Below are 14,658 nucleotides of genomic sequence, written 5' to 3' on the forward strand. Positions count from 1 at the left end.
TTCCGTGAGATCATCCTCTCGTTCGCCCTCAACAACCTCAAGAAGCTCACCAAAACACTATGATCCCGCTCCCGTACCGCATTTTCAATAGAGCAGTATCACCTATTCATTACATGTGTCGGAACGCTGTTAAAGATAATGCGGTACATGATACCACGCGACACCGGACGCGAGCGTTCCCGGCCGCGTCAGGCGATCAGTAGTGTGGTTGCGGTTCCGGGAGATGAGAGCGTGCGATCGAAGAGCAGCCGTGATCGACGGACGTGACCAAGTAGTAACTGAATCCGGTTTCACGCCAGATCGGTCGCTTTCTCCGGTCGCTCTCTGATTCGAATCTCGCACGGTTCTCGCGCAGCGCGGAGTGCGCCGCGCTCGACACGGTGGGACTGGGATTCGAACCGATGCGAGACGGTCGCCCTCGTTCCACTCGGGCGCTGCGACTCGCAGGCTTCGAATCCCGCACGTGGCGCGCGCAGCGCGGTGTGCGCTGCGCGCTTACGGTGGGACTGGGATTCGAACCCAGGAAGCCGTGAGGCTACCTGCTTTCAAGGCAGGCGCAATGGGCCGCTCTGCCATCCCACCACACGTGACCGCTGGAGGCCGCCCGACTAAGTGGTGTCGGATCCGACGAACTCGACCGCACCGCTCGTCTCCGACCGATCAGTCCCGGACCAACCGCTGCTCGCCGTCCTCGACGACCACGTCCAGCCCCTTCTCGTGAACGAACGCCGCGGTGTAGTCCGGCACCACGCGCTCGGCCGCGAACCGCGCCCGCAGCATCGGCACCACGTCGAGCAGGTCGTCGCCGGTCTCCAGCGAGGGCGACGGCTCCACGAAGTCCACGGAGCGGTCCGCGTCGCGGCCGCGCTCCGCGAGCGTCGGCAGCGCGGGCGCCTCGAACGCGCCGTCGAAATCGATCGGCTCGGTGAAGCCGGCGTAGTACGCTCGGCCGTTCGACGAGGGACCGAGCACGACCTCGGTCGTCCGCAGCTTCATCGCCGCCGAGTCGACGAGCGTGCGCGAGAACAGCGGCGCGGTCGGCGTGACGACCGCGACGGAGTCGGCGCCCTCCTCGCGAAGCAGGTGCGTGACGGTGTTCCCGGCGCGCGCGCCGAACGAGGACCCGACCTGCCGCTCGAAGCGGACCGCTTCGGTGCCGCCGAGGGTGTCCGCGACGAGCGTCCGCAGTTCGGCCTCCGGACTCGTGTCGGTCCGGTGGTCGGCCGGGAGGGCCTCCTCGTCGGGGAAGTTGACGAGGAGCTCGCCGCCGGAGCGGTCGACCGCGAGGACGGCGTCGCGGAACTGCGCCTCGTAGAGGTCGGCCGCCTCGGCGGGGGACAGCGGCGTCGACTCGGCGATCGCGGTTCCGACGAGCCCCTCGCGGGGCGGGTTCGCCAGCAGGGCGACGACGGTCATACCGGATCGCGGCGCGGGAGCGCCTTCAACTCGCTGCTTCGACGCGGCGAGATCCGGTGGGGACCGAGTCGCGACCCGATCTCAGGTGGCGAGCGATACGCGACCGCTCAGGCGAAGTCGCGCCGCATCGCGATCTCGAACCACGGACAGAGGCGGAGCTGTCGGTACAGCGCGGGATTCTCGTGGAGGTGCTCGTAGTCGGCCCACAGCATGCCGCCGATCTCCTCGTCGTCCGGGTCGAGCGCGGTGTCGTCGAGGGTGACTTTCAGCACCGCGCACACCTCCCACTCGACGCCCTCGTTGGGGTAGTAGCGCTTGTACTCGAACTTGTCCGTCACCCGGAGGTCGTCGTACTGGTCGGGCGAGATGCCGAGCTCCTCCTCGAGGCGCTGTTCGGTGGCCTCCTCCTGCGACTGCCCCTCGACCGGGTGGGAGGCGACCGTCCCGTCCCAGTGACCGTCCCAGAGGCGCTTGTTCGGCGCGCGCTGGGCCAGCAGGATCCGGCCGTCCCTGTCGAAGACGAGGCAGGTGAACGCGCGGTGGCGGATCCCGTCGCCGGTGTGGGCGTCGAGCCGGTTCACGGTCCCCTGCTCGACGTCGTCGGGATCGACGGCGATGACGTCCTGAAGCGCGTTCTCGTGGTCCGTGTCGCTCGTGCCGCCGGTTTCGCTCGCGCCGTCGCCGGCGGGGTCTCCCGGCGCGGCCGCGTCTTCGGAACTCATGCGCGTTACGTCGCAGACCAGGGCTAATAAGGGTTCGATACGGCGTCCGTTTCCGCCGGCACCCCCGCCCGCACTTGCCGGCGTTCCGTTCACACCCCGCCGTTTTCCCTCCGGCCCGGCGGCGCTTCGACGCTCTTAACCGCGTCCCGGCGCTACTTCGCGCGGATGAGTAACCCGGCGCTCGACGTCGTCGAGTTCGTGTTGACGACGCACTTCTACACGCAGGACCGCGACCTCGACGAGAACGACCTGCCCCCGCGCTTCCGGCAGGTGTACTGGTCGGCCGACGCCGCCGAGGACGCCCCCGGCGGCGTGGAGCGACCGCTGAAGGCGACCGACGAGACGGCCCGCACCGCGACGGGCGTCGAACGCCCGTGGGACGCGGTCTCCGATCTCCTCTTCACCCAACGCACGGAGTTCTCGGGCGAGATCTCGCTGACCCAACCGACGATGGGGCTGGAGTGGTACCGCGACCGCGCGGACGACGACCGGATCGCCGGGAACCCGACGATCGTCGCCGCGCTGGAGGCCGCCGAGGACCTGGAGGCCCCGGTGACCCGAGAGGACGCCAGGGCCGACGTGCGGCCGGTTCAGGCCGACCGCGTCTGGATCGACGCGCTGCTCTCGGAGTACTTCGACGAGGACGAGGACGGGGAGATGCTCGACCTCGTCAACGTCCGCGCGCCCGAGGAGATCGAGACGACGCTGGCCGACCTCGTGTTGACCGGCGACCAGGAGGGCGAGATACAGAAGATCGTCAAGGCGATCGAACACCGCGAGTACCTCGCGGAGATCGGCCTCCGCGAGATCGGGAAGCTGCTGTTCGTCGGCCCGCCGGGGACCGGGAAGACGACCGTGTCGCGCGCGCTCGCCCACGAGCTCGGCCTCCCGTTCGTCGAGGTGAAGCTCTCGATGATCACGAGCCAGTACCTCGGCGAGACGTCGAAGAACGTCGAGAAGAGCTTCGAGGTCGCCAAGCGGCTCTCGCCGTGCATCCTCTTCATCGACGAGTTCGACTCGGTGGCGAAGACCCGCCGCTCGGACGAACACGCCGCCCTGAAGCGCGCGGTCAACACCCTGCTCAAGTCGATCGACGAGGTGTCGCTGGTCCGCGACGAGGTGCTCCTCATCGGCGCGACGAACCACCCCGACCAGCTCGACGCCGCCGCGTGGCGCCGGTTCGACGAGATCGTCAACTTCCCCAAGCCGGACCGGGACATGCGCGCGGACATCCTCCGCGTGGTGACCAAGGAGATGAAGATCGCCGACTTCGACCCCGAGGAGGTCGCCGACCGGACCAGCGGGCTCACCGGCTCCGACCTCCGGATGGTGCTTCGGGAGGCCGTCCTCGGCGCGCTCACCGAGGACCGGATGACGATCACCCAGGCGGACGTGATGGAGGCGGTCGAGGACTTCGAGGAGCGGGATAACCTCAAGAACATGGACATGATCGACGGCGAGGGCGCCGAGGTGCTCGGCGAGACGGGGTCGAACGACGCCCACGACCACGGCGAGGACGGCGGCCACGATCACGGTGACCACGACCACGGCGAGGACGGCGGTCACGACCACGGCGACCACGACCACGACGGGGACGGCGGCGGGAGCGCGGATCCGACCCGCGGCGCGGAACCGCACGGCCGGACGCAGGACTGACGCGGACTTTTTCGGATCGACGATCGCTGGGGACGATTCGGCGTCGACCGCGACCGCGACGACTCAGCGCCGGACGCCGACGACCGTGTAGCCGAAGCCCCGGTCGACGATCCGCGGATCGAGGTCGACCGCGTCCATCGCGGCCGCGAGGTCGTCCGGCGTCCGGAACCGCGAGTCCATTCCGATCGCGTGTTCGCCGGCGACCAGCAGCCGCCCGAGCGGGTGGTCGGGGTCGAACTCGCGGACGACGAGCGCGCCGCCGGGCGCGAGCACGCGCGCCGCCTCCGCGAGCGCCGCGTCGTGATCCGGCAGGTGGTGGAACGCGTCGACGATCGTCACCGCGTCGACGCCCCCGTCCCGGAACGGGAGCCGCCCCGCGTCGGCGGCGAGACCGTCGAGTCCGCGGCCGCGGCGCGCCCGCGAGAGCATCTCGACGGAGGCGTCGACGACCGTGATCTCCGGGCCGGTCAGCGCGGCCGCCGCGCGTCCCGACCCGCCGCCGACGTCGATGAGGCGGTCGATCGGCCGGGTCGCGTGGTCGAGACCGTCGGCCAGCGCCTCCCTGTCCGCCGGCGGCATCGCGAGGTCGTACAGCGGCGCCACCCGATCGAAGAAGTCCACGTCACCGAGTCCGTACATGGGCGAGACGAGCGCCGCGGCGGACAAAGAGCCACCGACCCTATTTAGCCGCTCGCCGCCGTACGACGCCCATGGAGTACGCGCTCGTGTGTCGTCCGGGCGAGGGCGAGACCCTGCGGCTGGACTACCGAGCGTTCGCGTACGCCGGGAAGTTCGTCGTCGGGGGGCCGGGGAAGTCGGTGATCCGAACGCCGGACGGCGGCCCGGCCGCGCCGAACTGGGAACCCGACGAACCGCTCCCCGACACGGTCGATCCCGAGGCGTTCGACGAGGACGTGATCGCGGCCGTCTCCTTCTCGCCAGACCGGACCGACCCCGACTGCTGTCGGCTGCGGTACGTCACGGTCCACGCCGCGCGGCGCGGCGAGGGGATCGGGCCGCGGCTGATAGACGAGACCGTCTCCGATCTGGCAGACGACGGCTTCGACCGCGTGAAGATCGCCGTGAACAACCCGTTCGCGTACGAGGCGTGTCACAAGTGCGGCTTCGCGTACACGGGCGAGCGCACGGGCCTCGCCGAGTTGGAACTCGAACGCCCGACCGCGAGACCCGCGCGCGTCGGCCCCGAGCGATACCGCGACGGAATGGCGGCGTTCCGCGAGACGGACGGGGATCTGAGCCGTGCCGAGCGTCGGTTCGTCGCCGAGCGACTGGAGCGCGGGCCACCGGAGTAGTCCGGAGTCGGTGGCGCCCTCACCGGCTTAGATCGCGTCGTAGTCCTCGCGGAACGTCTCCAGCGTCGCGGCGAGCACGCCGATCACGATGGGACCGACGAACAGCCCGGTGAACCCGACCGAGTAGATCCCGCCGAACACGCCGAGGAGGATGATCGCGGGGTTGAGGTGCGCCTGCTGGTCGATGACGAGCGGGCGGGCGTAGTTGTCCACCATCGCGATCACCGCGACGCCGTAGACGGCGAGGAAGATTCCGGCCGTCACCTCGTCGACGACCACGAGGTACGCGGCCGCCGGTCCCCACACGAAGAACGCGCCGATGAGCGGCAGCAGCGCCAGCACCGCCATCACGAACGTCCAGAACACCACGTTGGGGATCCCGGCGGCCCACAGGCCGAGCCCGGCGACCAGCGCCTGGAGGAGCGCGACGACGATGTGCCCGATGACGACGCCGCGGGTCATCACGTTGACGCGATCGACGAGGTCGGCGGTGACGTCTGGCGGCAGCGGACTCGTATCCCGGATCCACCTGACGAACGCCGGGCCGTCGATCAGGGTGTAGTACACTAAGAAGAGCGCGAGCGACAGCCCGACCGAGGCGCGGATCGTCGTGGTGAGCACGCCGCTTAACCCGCCGAACAGCGTCTGGACGAGGAGTTCGCCGATCGTCTGGAGCGCGTCACCGATCTCCGGGTCCTGCCCGGTGAACGCGGCGATCTCCGCTTCGATCGCGGCGACGTCTATCGCCGTCTCCCCGGCGGCGATGGCGGTGAGGTCCCGGACGAACACCCACGAGATGTACGCCAGCGGGAGGATTACGGCGACGATAGACGAGAGGATGAGGGCCATCGCCGACAGCATCTCGCCGAACCGCTTCGAGACCCGCTTGCGGAGCCAGCGGGTGAGTCGGCGGTGGAACGGGTAGAGGACGAAGGCGAGGATCGCCGAGGCGATCACGTACTCGACGAACGGGAGGATGACGAAGAGCGTCAGGAGCGCGACCGAACCCATGAGAAGCAGGAGGAACGATTGCCCGCGGTTCATACGCCCCCGTCTCTCCGCCGGGTTATAAACGTGGTCGGCGGCGGGCCGCGACCTTCGGGTCGGGCGGAAACGTCGGCGAAAACGCGCGTCGGTCCGGGTCGACCGCGCTCAGGCGCTCGCCTCGTCCTCGTCGAGTCCGGGCGCGGTCGCGGCGTCGACCTCGTCCGGCTCCTCCGTGTCGCCGCCGACGACCGTCTCCCCCTCGTCGGTCTCGACGTACACGTCGTCCGCGAAGCCGGCCAGCGCGTTCTCGTACTCCGGCGAGTCGAGCTTCTCGGGCGTCTCGGGCGCCTCGACGACGCCCTCGGGCGGGCGGAACTCGCCCAGCGGGTCGTCGATCGTAATCGAGTACTCCGAGAAGAACGAGTCGTACCGGCGGTAGTGCGCCTCCAGCTCGTCGCCCGGGATCTCCATCATCTCCGTCCAGCCGTGGTTGAAGAAGTCGAAGTTCGCCTGGACGTGGGTGATCTCGCGGGCCTCCGCCTCCGGGAAGCCGGCCTCCAGAGCGGCGACGTACGTGTCCATCGTCGCGTCGAAGAAGCTGTCGAGGTGGTCGCGACGCTCCTCGCGTCGGTCCTCGTCGGCCTTGTTGAGGAAGATGCTCGTGTGGAGGTCGACGAGCTTGTCGTTGGCGACGTCGCCGACGACCGGCGTGGTCAACGCCTTCTTGGCGGCCCAGTGGCGGATGTTCTGCCGGATTTTCATACGTCCGGTTGGGCCGGGACGCTCTTGAATCTGTGGCGTCGCGACCCCCTACGACGCCGACCGAGCTGTGCGCGCCCCCGACCGGAACTGTGGCCGTGCGCGCCCCCGGCCGCGCCGCGGAACTGTTATTGCGCTCAGTTAACAATATCGACGTAGATATGGTATCGAGCGAGGGCGACGACGACTGGACGGCGCAGGTGGAGGCGCAGCGGGAGGCGAAGGTTCAGCAGTTCCGCGAGTCGGCGCGGTCGCCGCTGCCGGTCTCGATGCGGGGCGACGCCTTTCCCGGGCTGGCGTACTTCGACCCGGACCCGGCGTACCGGTTCGTCCTCCCGCTTCACGAACACGACGAGAAGGAGACCGTCACCGTCGAGACGACCGCCGACGGCGAGCAGACGTACCGCCGCTGGGGGGAGTTCCGCTTCGAGGTCGACGGGGAGTCGGCGACGCTTCAGGCGTACCGCCCCGCCGACGGCGACGACCGATTTTGGGTACCCTTCCGCGACGCGACCAGCGGCGAGGCGACGTACGGCGCGGGCCGGTACCTCGATCTGGAGCCCGACCGCGACCGCGTCGACGGCGAGTGGGTGGTGGACTTCAACCTGGCGTACAACCCGACGTGCGCGTACAACCACGCCTACGAGTGTCCGCTCGTTCCGACGGAGAACTGGCTCGACGTCGCCATCGAGGCGGGCGAAAAGGAGTTCCCCGCGGAGGCGGCCGGCGCGGATCACTGACCGGCGGCGCAGATTACTGACCGGTGGCGGGGGGTCGGCGAGCGGGCCGCGGCGTCCGACGCGAGAGCGGTCCCAGTGCGCTTTTTCCGGCGAGTGTGAGTCTCTTTCGCACGGTACGGACGCGGATGACAACCCACATTAACCATGAATCCGAACGCCGGGACATGAGCGATTCGTACGTGATCGTCGGTGACGGTATCGCGGGCGCGTCCGCGGCCGAGACGCTCCGCGAGGAAGCGCCCGACGCCGAGATCACGGTTCTCACGGACGAGGGGGAGTCCCTCTACAACCGGATTCTGATCAAAGAGTACGCGAAAGGGAAGCTCCCCGAGGCGCCGATATCGATCCACCAGGAGGACTGGTACGACGAGCACGACGTCGACCTCCGACTCAACACCGTCGTCGTGGACATCGACGTCGAGAACGACGCGGTCCACACCCACGAGGGAGAAACCTTCGAGTACGACTCCCTCCTGCTCGCGATCGGCGGCACCCCCCAGCAGCTCCCGGTCGAGAACGCCGACGCCGACGGGATCCACCACTTCTGGACGTTCCAGGACGCCCGCAACATCAAAGAGAGCGTCGAGGGCGCCGAGAAGGGCGTCATCGTCGGCGCGGGCCTGCTCGGCATCGACTTCGCGGCCATCTGCGGCGCGCAGGACGTCGAGGCGAAGTACCTGATGCGCGGCGACAACTGGTGGCGCTACGCGCTCTCCGAGGAGGGCGCAGAGATCATGCACGAGGCGATGCGCGAGCGCGGCGTCGAACCCGTCTTCGACTCCGGCGTCGACCGCTTCGAGGTCGACGACGACGGCCACGTCGAGGCCGCGGTCGACCCGAACGGCGAGCGCTACGAGTGCGACTTCGCGGGCGTCGCCATCGGGCTGAACTTCAACACCGAACTCGTCGAGGACACGCCGCTTGAGATCGACGACGGTATCGTCGTCGACGAGTTCATGCGCACCAACGTCGACAACGTGTACGCCGCGGGCGATATCACGTCGTTCAACGACCTCATCCTCGGCGAGCAGGCGAAGAACGGCTCGTGGGGATCGGCCAAAGAGCAGGGGACGATCGCCGCCCGGAACATGGTCGAGTACGGCAGCGAGGCGTTCGAGTGGGTCTCCTCGTACTCGATCACGCACTTCGATTTTCCCTTCCTTTCGTTCGGCCACCCGACGCTCGGCGACGACTCCGTGGAGGCGACCACCGCCGAGAGCGAGTGGCGCCGCGTCGCGCTGAAGGACGGGAAGGTCGTCGGCGGCGTACTCATCGGCGACCTCTCGCCGCAGTCCGCGTTCAAGCAGCTGATGCGCGAGGGCCGCGACGTGAGCGACCAGAAGGACCGCCTCATGGAGCCCGGCTTCTCGGTCGACGACCTGGCGGCCCCGACCGAGCAGTAATCGCGGACTGCGGTCGCGCTTCTCCTTCGTTCGCGCGACGACCGCCGAGACCCGGGTGTCGCGTCCGTGAGACGGAGACCGACGGAATCGCCGCGCGCCGCGAAACGTTTATGATTGATCGTGTTATACGATACCACATGTCACTTAGAGACACCGGGCGACAGGTACGGCTCCGCCGCACCGGTCGCGTCCCGTCCGATGCGCGGGTCCGCCACTACGACGAGCTGGACGACGACGAGCAGGGCGTCGTGCGGGAGCTGGCGGGCGAGCCGTGGACGGCGCCGGAGACCGGCGACCTCGGCGACGGGGACGTGGTGAAGTTCACCGAGTACTACCTCGTTCGGTCGCGGTGACGGCGTTCGGGGCGCGGTAGCGGGTCTCGGTGAGCGGTCGAGGTCGCCGCCCGCGCGGAAGCGAAGTTGTTTTCGCCGGCCGGGAGCAAGCGGGGCGCATGGACAGCGGCGGATCCACAGACATGACGCTGGCGTTCGAGTTGGAGGCGCTGAAAGCGCTCGCGGACCCCAACGCGGTGTTCAACAACGCCCGACAGTGGACGGAGTACGTCGGCGTCGTCAGCGAGAAGCCGACCTACGTCGTCACGAACTTCACGCGGAAACACCGCGTGCGACAGGACTTCTTCTCCGGACCGCGCGGCGTCGAAGAGAGCCTGGAGAACATCAGCGGGCAGTTCGACACGGACCGGCACGTCTTCGTGGGGGTCGACGACGAGGACGAAGCCGTCGCCGAGGCGACCGGGTGGGAGTTCCTCCACGTCGAGGACGCCGCCGAGGCCGCGGGCTGGACGCTCGCGACCGGCGAGACCGCGGACGAGGCGCCCGAGGAGCAGGCCCGCGACGACTGGCCCTGAGTCGCGTTCCCGACCCCGGCCCCCTCGACCGGGAGGTGTTTTGACGAGGACGACGAACGCGGAGTCATGACCGACCGCGACGACGGTTCCGAGACCGGGGATCACGGCGACCGCGAGGGGCATCACGACCACGGCGACGACGACCATCACGACCACGACGACGATCACCGTCACGACGACGGCCACGACCACCACCACGACCACGACATCGACTCGGCCGCGGTCGCGGTCGTCACCGTGTCGTCGTCGCGCGGCGCGGACGAGGACCCGGCGGGCGACTACGTCACGGCCGCCTTCGAGGAGGCGGGCCACGAGGTCGCCGTCCGCGAGCTGATTCCGGACGACTACGACAGCGTTCAGGGGACCGTCGACAGGCTCGCTCGCCGGAAGGACACGGACGCGGTGGTGACCACCGGCGGCACGGGCGTCACGCCGGACGACGTCACGCCCGAGGCGGTCCGCGGGCTGTTCGCGAAGCCGCTCCCCGGGTTCGGCGAGCTGTTCCGGCGGCTCTCCTATGAGGAGGTCGGGACGCGGACGATCGGCTCGCGCGCGACGGCCGGTGTCGTCTCCGCGACGCCGGTGTTCTGTCTCCCCGGATCCGAGAACGCGGTCCGTCTCGGCGTCGACGAGGTGATCCTGCCCGAGGTCGGCCATCTCGCAGGGCTCGCCGGGCGCGGGCTCGACGACGAGGAAGAAGGTGAGGGCGAACCAGGCGACGACGGGGAGGGAAGCGAGGACGGGTCAGGCGACGACGAGTCGGCGACCGAAGGGGCCTGACGCGCCGTCGCCTCAGACGGCGGTGAGGAAGTTGCGGATGAGGTCGTGACCGGATCCGGTCAGCACGCTCTCCGGGTGGAACTGGACCGCCTCGATCGGGTGCTCGCGGTGGCGGATCCCCATCACGATCGACTCGCCGTCGTGGTCCGTGGTGGCCGACACGGCGAACGCGTCGGGCACCTCGGTGGCCGCCAGCGAGTGGTAGCGCCCGGCCCGGAACCCCTGTTCCAGCCCGCGGAACACCCCTTTCCCGTCGTGGTCGACGGCGAACGCCTTGCCGTGGACCGGCTCCGGGGCGTGCCCGACCGTCCCGCCGTACTCGTGGACGGCCGCCTCCAGGCCGAGACAGACCCCGAGCGTCGGCACCCGCTGCGAGAGGTCGCGCAACACCGGCATCGTCACGCCCACGTCGCGGTCGTTCTTCGGGTGGCCCGGTCCGGGGCTGACGATCACCGCGTCCGGCTCCGCGCCCTCGATCTCCGCGAGCGACGCGGTGTTTTTGAACACCTCGACGCCGACCGACTCGCCGTCGACCGTCTGGTCGGAGACGTACTCGACGAGGTTGTAGGTGAACGAGTCGAAGTTGTCGACGACGACGGCCTTCATCGGTCACCCTCCGTGCCGGTGGCGATCGGTTCGTCGTCGCCCGGGTCGGCCGCGTCGCCTCCTTCCCCGTTCTCCTCACGGATTCGGTCGATCGCGGTCAACACGCCGTCCATCTTCTGTTCGGTCTCCTCGTACTCCGCGGCCGGGTCGGAGTCGGCGACGAGGCCCGCGCCGGCGCGCACGCCGACGACCGACTCCTCGCCCGACTCGTCGAGCGTCGCGGTCCGGATCACGATCGCGAAGTCGGCGTCTCCGGTCCACGCGTAGTAGCCGACGCCGCCGCCGTACGCCTCCCGCGGGGTCGTTTCGAGGGCGTCGATGATCTCCATCGCGCGCACCTTCGGCGCGCCGGTGAGCGTCCCCGCCGGGAACGTCGCGCGCGTCGCGTCGAACGCGTCGGAATCGGCCGCGAGCGTTCCCGTGACGGTCGACTCGATGTGCTGGACGTGGCTGTACTTCAGCACGTTCATGAACTCCTCGACGCGGACGGACCCCGGCTCCGAGACGCGTCGCACGTCGTTGCGCGCGAGGTCGACGAGCATCGTGTGTTCGGCGCGCTCCTTGTCGTCGGCGAGCATCTCGCCCGCGAGCCGGCGGTCCTCGACCGGACTCGTCCCGCGCGGGCAGGTGCCCGCGATGGGGTTCGAGACGACGCGGTCGCCCTTCACCGACACGAGCGTCTCCGGGCTGGCCCCGACGACGCTCCGGTCGTCGTGGCGCAGCACGTACATGTACGGCGAGGGGTTCACGTCGCGGAGCGCCGCGTACAGCCCGAGCGAGTCGACCTCGCCGCGGAGCTCGCGGCTGCGCGAGATCACGCCCTGATAGATGTCGCCGTCGAGGACGTGTTGCTTGGCGGTTCGGACCGCCTCCTCGTACTCCTCGCGCGGGTCCGCGGACTCCTCGCGTACGCGGACCCCGTCGGGGTCCGGCGGCTCGGCCGCGCGCAGTTCGGTCGCGACGCGCTCGGCCTCCGCGACGAGGTCGTCGTACACCGCGCCCGGGTCGTCGTCGACGCCGATCACCGGGGTGAAAACGAGTTCGGCGCCGCCCTCCTTCTCGTCGAAGACGACGGTCCGGGTCGTGAGCGCGAACTCCGCGTCGGGAAACTCAGTCTCCGGGCGCTCGACACCGACCTCCTCCAGCCAGAGGTCGTAGACGGCCTCGTACGCGAGGAACCCGACGAACCCGCCGGAGAGTATCTGTCGGTCGGTGTCGGGGAAGCCCCGGAGGCTCACCTCCGGGAACGCGGCGCGAACGCGGTCGACCGCGTCGCCCGCTTCGGGACCGAGACCGGGAGCGGTCGCCTCGGACCCCTCGTCGCCGGCGGACCCCTCCCCGACGAACTCGGCCGCCGGGCCGAGTTCGGTCACCTCGGTGCGGTCCGGGTGGACCGAGACGATCGCCTCGGGGTCGTAGCCGACGAACGAGTAGCGGGCGTGCCTGTCCGCCTTCCCGCCCGACGTGAACGCGCCGTCGGGGTCGCTGGAGGCGACCTTCTCGCCGGACTCGAGGAGGAACCCGTACGGTCCCTCGCCGACCAGCGTCGCGTACGCCCCGAGCGGGGTCACGTCGGCGTCGAGCGAGACCGACGCGCGGACCACGACCGGCTTCTCGGCGTCCGCGGCGAGGTCGACGAACTCGGCCTTCGAGCGGTCGAGCGAAGGTGACGCGTCGCTCATGCCAGCTCCATCTCCCGACCCGCGTTGGCGACGAACCGGGCCACCGCGTTGTGGTCCTTCCGCCCCCCCTCGAGTTCGACGCCCGAGGCGACGTCGACCGCGAAGGGGTCGGCGACGCGGACCGCCTCGGCGACCGTGTCGGCCGTGAGTCCGCCCGCGAGCACGACCGGCGTGGTGAGCCGCGCGGCGAGCTCGCCGGTCGCGTGCCAGTCGTGCGTCTCGCCGGTGCCGCCCGCACCGGCGTCGTCGGTGGAGTCGACGACGAGCGCGTCGACCGCGCCGTCCAACTCCTCGGCGCGGGCGGTGTCGTCGGCGTCGACCGTGAGCAGCACTTTGCGCTCAGTTTCGGCCCGAATGTACCGCAGTTCGTCGACGGTCCACTCGCCGTGGAGCTGGATCGCGTCGGGGGCGACCGTCCGGGCGAGTTCGACCGCGCGCTCGGCGGAGTCGGGCATCGTCACGAGCGTCGCGGTGACGAACGGGGGCACGTCCGCGAGCAGCTCCGCCGCCGTCGCGGGGTCGACCTCGCGCGGCGAGTCGACCGGGACTTCGGTGATCACGCCGACCGCGTCGGCCCCAGCCTCGATCGCGGCGCGGAGGTCCGCCTCCCGGGCGATCCCGCAGATCTTCACCCGCGCCATCAGTCGTCGTCCTCCGGAGCGACTTCCGTGAGCGAGTCGCCGCACAGCGCCGCGAACTTCTCGGCGGCCGCGCCGGAGTCGATCGCCTCGGCCGCGCGCTCGACGCCCGCGGCCAGCGTGTCCGCCTCCCCCGCGACGTAGATTGCGGCGCCCGCGTTCGCCAAGATCAGGTCGCGCTTCGGTCCCGTCACGGAGCCGTCGACGATCCCGCGGAGGTCGGCGGCGTTCTCCTCGGGCGAGCCGCCCGCGACGGCTTCGATGGGCGCGGCGTCGAGACCGAGGTCATCGGGCGAGAGGGTGAACTCCGTCACGTCCTCGCCGTCGACCTCGGCGGCGACCGTCTCCGAATGGATCCCGATCTCGTCCATCCCGGCGCCGTGGACGACGAGCGCGCGCTCGACGGGCATGTGCGCGAGCGACCGCGCGATGACGGGGACGAGGTCGGGGTCGTACACGCCGAGCACCTGCGCGTCGGCGCCCGCGGGGTTGGTGAGCGGCCCGAGCACGTTGAATATCGTCCGCATTCCCAGTTCCTTTCGCGGGCCGATGACGGCCTTCATCGCCGGGTGGAAGACGGGCGCGAGCATGAAGCCGATCCCGTCCTCCTCGATCGCCGCCTCGACGGCCGGGGGTTCGGCCTCGACGTCGGCGCCCGCGACCTCCAGCACGTCGGCGCTCCCCGACGAGGAGGAGACCGAGTAGTTGCCGTGCTTCGCGATCGGCACCCCGGCGCCCGCGGCGACGATGGCGGCGGTCGTCGAGACGTTGATCGTGTCGTAGTCGTCGCCGCCGGTGCCGCAGGTGTCGACGAGCGGCTCGCGTTCGGGTTCGATCGTGCGCGCGGCGTCGCGCATCCCCTGCGCGAACCCGGCGATCTCGGCTTCGGTCTCGCCCTTCGCGCGGAGCGCGGCCAGCAGCGCCCCGATCTGGGCATCTGTGGCGTCTTCGAAGACGAGCCGCGCGGCCTCGCGCGCCTCGTCGAGGGGCAGATCCGTCCCGTCCGTCACGCGCTCGACCGTGTCGTTGAGATTCATTGTGTCCACCGATGTAGTATTCCGCGTTGTGATGTACAAGTGTGTACACTA

At 69.8% G+C, this 14,658-nt stretch carries 16 protein-coding genes and 1 tRNA gene; 7 read left to right on the plus strand and 10 right to left on the minus strand.

Annotated features, from left to right (window positions below; genetic code table 11):
• Positions 1 to 498 precede the first annotated feature (498 nt).
• From J2744_RS14615 to idi, 3 genes are all read right to left on the minus strand, one after another.
• A tRNA-Ser gene (locus tag J2744_RS14615) sits at positions 499 to 582 on the minus strand.
• 78 nt (positions 583 to 660) lie between these two features.
• A complete protein-coding gene (locus J2744_RS14620; RefSeq protein ID WP_210113945.1) occupies positions 661 to 1,416 on the minus strand; it encodes a DUF2064 domain-containing protein in 756 nt (251 codons plus the stop codon).
• A 107-nt stretch (positions 1,417 to 1,523) separates the two neighbouring features.
• Positions 1,524 to 2,138 carry an isopentenyl-diphosphate Delta-isomerase gene (idi, locus tag J2744_RS14625; RefSeq protein ID WP_210113946.1) on the minus strand — a complete coding sequence of 205 codons (615 nt, stop codon included), beginning with the start codon at positions 2,136 to 2,138 and terminating at the stop codon, positions 1,524 to 1,526.
• A gap of 165 nt (positions 2,139 to 2,303) precedes the next feature.
• On the opposite strand from idi, the gene J2744_RS14630 reads away from it, so the two are divergent.
• On the plus strand, positions 2,304 to 3,794 hold the full coding sequence (locus J2744_RS14630) for an ATP-binding protein (protein WP_210113947.1): 1,491 nt from the start codon (positions 2,304 to 2,306) through the stop codon (positions 3,792 to 3,794).
• A 63-nt stretch (positions 3,795 to 3,857) separates the two neighbouring features.
• Here J2744_RS14630 and J2744_RS14635 read toward each other — a convergent pair whose 3' ends face one another.
• Positions 3,858 to 4,433: a class I SAM-dependent methyltransferase gene (locus J2744_RS14635; RefSeq protein WP_210113948.1), complete on the minus strand. Its 576-nt coding sequence runs from the start codon at positions 4,431 to 4,433 to the stop codon at positions 3,858 to 3,860.
• 71 nt (positions 4,434 to 4,504) lie between these two features.
• Here J2744_RS14635 and J2744_RS14640 point away from each other — a divergent pair, with 71 nt between their 5' ends.
• Positions 4,505 to 5,107 (plus strand): GNAT family N-acetyltransferase, encoded by a 603-nt coding sequence (locus tag J2744_RS14640; RefSeq protein WP_210113949.1) that lies wholly within the window; start codon positions 4,505 to 4,507, stop codon positions 5,105 to 5,107.
• 27 nt (positions 5,108 to 5,134) lie between these two features.
• Here J2744_RS14640 and J2744_RS14645 read toward each other — a convergent pair whose 3' ends face one another.
• Positions 5,135 to 6,151 carry an AI-2E family transporter gene (locus tag J2744_RS14645; protein ID WP_210113950.1) on the minus strand — a complete coding sequence of 339 codons (1,017 nt, stop codon included), beginning with the start codon at positions 6,149 to 6,151 and terminating at the stop codon, positions 5,135 to 5,137.
• A gap of 108 nt (positions 6,152 to 6,259) precedes the next feature.
• Positions 6,260 to 6,856: a DUF6149 family protein gene (locus J2744_RS14650; RefSeq protein WP_210113951.1), complete on the minus strand. Its 597-nt coding sequence runs from the start codon at positions 6,854 to 6,856 to the stop codon at positions 6,260 to 6,262.
• 158 nt (positions 6,857 to 7,014) lie between these two features.
• On the opposite strand from J2744_RS14650, the gene J2744_RS14655 reads away from it, so the two are divergent.
• The 5 genes from J2744_RS14655 to J2744_RS14675 all read left to right on the plus strand — a co-directional run bounded on the left by J2744_RS14655 (position 7,015) and on the right by J2744_RS14675 (position 10,644).
• On the plus strand, positions 7,015 to 7,593 hold the full coding sequence (locus J2744_RS14655) for a DUF1684 domain-containing protein (protein WP_210113952.1): 579 nt from the start codon (positions 7,015 to 7,017) through the stop codon (positions 7,591 to 7,593).
• A gap of 164 nt (positions 7,594 to 7,757) precedes the next feature.
• On the plus strand, positions 7,758 to 8,996 hold the full coding sequence (locus tag J2744_RS14660) for an NAD(P)/FAD-dependent oxidoreductase (protein WP_210113953.1): 1,239 nt from the start codon (positions 7,758 to 7,760) through the stop codon (positions 8,994 to 8,996).
• 137 nt (positions 8,997 to 9,133) lie between these two features.
• Positions 9,134 to 9,349, plus strand: a complete 216-nt coding sequence (locus J2744_RS14665) for a hypothetical protein (protein WP_210113954.1) — start codon at positions 9,134 to 9,136, stop codon at positions 9,347 to 9,349.
• A gap of 98 nt (positions 9,350 to 9,447) precedes the next feature.
• A complete protein-coding gene (locus tag J2744_RS14670) occupies positions 9,448 to 9,864 on the plus strand; it encodes a DUF7124 domain-containing protein (RefSeq protein ID WP_210113955.1) in 417 nt (138 codons plus the stop codon).
• 66 nt (positions 9,865 to 9,930) lie between these two features.
• Positions 9,931 to 10,644 carry a MogA/MoaB family molybdenum cofactor biosynthesis protein gene (locus J2744_RS14675; protein WP_210113956.1) on the plus strand — a complete coding sequence of 238 codons (714 nt, stop codon included), beginning with the start codon at positions 9,931 to 9,933 and terminating at the stop codon, positions 10,642 to 10,644.
• 12 nt (positions 10,645 to 10,656) lie between these two features.
• Here the strand turns inward: J2744_RS14675 and trpG are convergent, their stop codons facing one another.
• Genes trpG through trpD form a run of 4 tightly spaced genes read right to left on the minus strand, consistent with a single transcriptional unit; the run spans position 10,657 to position 14,607 of the window.
• Positions 10,657 to 11,250: an anthranilate synthase component II gene (gene trpG / locus J2744_RS14680; protein ID WP_210113957.1), complete on the minus strand. Its 594-nt coding sequence runs from the start codon at positions 11,248 to 11,250 to the stop codon at positions 10,657 to 10,659.
• A complete protein-coding gene (trpE, locus tag J2744_RS14685; RefSeq protein ID WP_210113958.1) occupies positions 11,247 to 12,932 on the minus strand; it encodes an anthranilate synthase component I in 1,686 nt (561 codons plus the stop codon). Before trpE ends, trpG begins: the two co-directional genes overlap by 4 nt.
• Positions 12,929 to 13,573: a phosphoribosylanthranilate isomerase gene (locus J2744_RS14690; protein ID WP_210113959.1), complete on the minus strand. Its 645-nt coding sequence runs from the start codon at positions 13,571 to 13,573 to the stop codon at positions 12,929 to 12,931. Before J2744_RS14690 ends, trpE begins: the two co-directional genes overlap by 4 nt.
• Positions 13,573 to 14,607, minus strand: a complete 1,035-nt coding sequence (trpD, locus tag J2744_RS14695) for an anthranilate phosphoribosyltransferase (RefSeq protein WP_210113960.1) — start codon at positions 14,605 to 14,607, stop codon at positions 13,573 to 13,575. Before trpD ends, J2744_RS14690 begins: the two co-directional genes overlap by 1 nt.
• Positions 14,608 to 14,658: the final 51 nt, after the last annotated feature.

Source organism: Halorubrum trapanicum, assembly GCF_017873555.1.
Lineage (GTDB): Archaea > Halobacteriota > Halobacteria > Halobacteriales > Haloferacaceae > Halorubrum > Halorubrum trapanicum.

Excerpts from the sequence above, each read along its gene's own strand:
- trpE (WP_210113958.1), bottom strand. The coding sequence starts at position 12,932 with ATGAGCGACGCGTCACCTTCGCTCGACCGCTCGAAGGCCGAGTTCGTC.
- J2744_RS14635 (WP_210113948.1), bottom strand. The coding sequence starts at position 4,433 with ATGTACGGACTCGGTGACGTGGACTTCTTCGATCGGGTGGCGCCGCTG.
- J2744_RS14655 (WP_210113952.1), top strand. The coding sequence starts at position 7,015 with ATGGTATCGAGCGAGGGCGACGACGACTGGACGGCGCAGGTGGAGGCG.
- trpG (WP_210113957.1), bottom strand. The coding sequence starts at position 11,250 with ATGAAGGCCGTCGTCGTCGACAACTTCGACTCGTTCACCTACAACCTC.
- idi (WP_210113946.1), bottom strand. The coding sequence starts at position 2,138 with ATGAGTTCCGAAGACGCGGCCGCGCCGGGAGACCCCGCCGGCGACGGC.
- J2744_RS14630 (WP_210113947.1), top strand. The coding sequence starts at position 2,304 with ATGAGTAACCCGGCGCTCGACGTCGTCGAGTTCGTGTTGACGACGCAC.
- J2744_RS14660 (WP_210113953.1), top strand. The coding sequence starts at position 7,758 with ATGAGCGATTCGTACGTGATCGTCGGTGACGGTATCGCGGGCGCGTCC.
- J2744_RS14665 (WP_210113954.1), top strand. The coding sequence starts at position 9,134 with ATGTCACTTAGAGACACCGGGCGACAGGTACGGCTCCGCCGCACCGGT.
- J2744_RS14645 (WP_210113950.1), bottom strand. The coding sequence starts at position 6,151 with ATGAACCGCGGGCAATCGTTCCTCCTGCTTCTCATGGGTTCGGTCGCG.
- trpD (WP_210113960.1), bottom strand. The coding sequence starts at position 14,607 with ATGAATCTCAACGACACGGTCGAGCGCGTGACGGACGGGACGGATCTG.
- J2744_RS14670 (WP_210113955.1), top strand. The coding sequence starts at position 9,448 with ATGGACAGCGGCGGATCCACAGACATGACGCTGGCGTTCGAGTTGGAG.
- J2744_RS14620 (WP_210113945.1), bottom strand. The coding sequence starts at position 1,416 with ATGACCGTCGTCGCCCTGCTGGCGAACCCGCCCCGCGAGGGGCTCGTC.
- J2744_RS14640 (WP_210113949.1), top strand. The coding sequence starts at position 4,505 with ATGGAGTACGCGCTCGTGTGTCGTCCGGGCGAGGGCGAGACCCTGCGG.
- J2744_RS14675 (WP_210113956.1), top strand. The coding sequence starts at position 9,931 with ATGACCGACCGCGACGACGGTTCCGAGACCGGGGATCACGGCGACCGC.
- J2744_RS14690 (WP_210113959.1), bottom strand. The coding sequence starts at position 13,573 with ATGGCGCGGGTGAAGATCTGCGGGATCGCCCGGGAGGCGGACCTCCGC.
- J2744_RS14650 (WP_210113951.1), bottom strand. The coding sequence starts at position 6,856 with ATGAAAATCCGGCAGAACATCCGCCACTGGGCCGCCAAGAAGGCGTTG.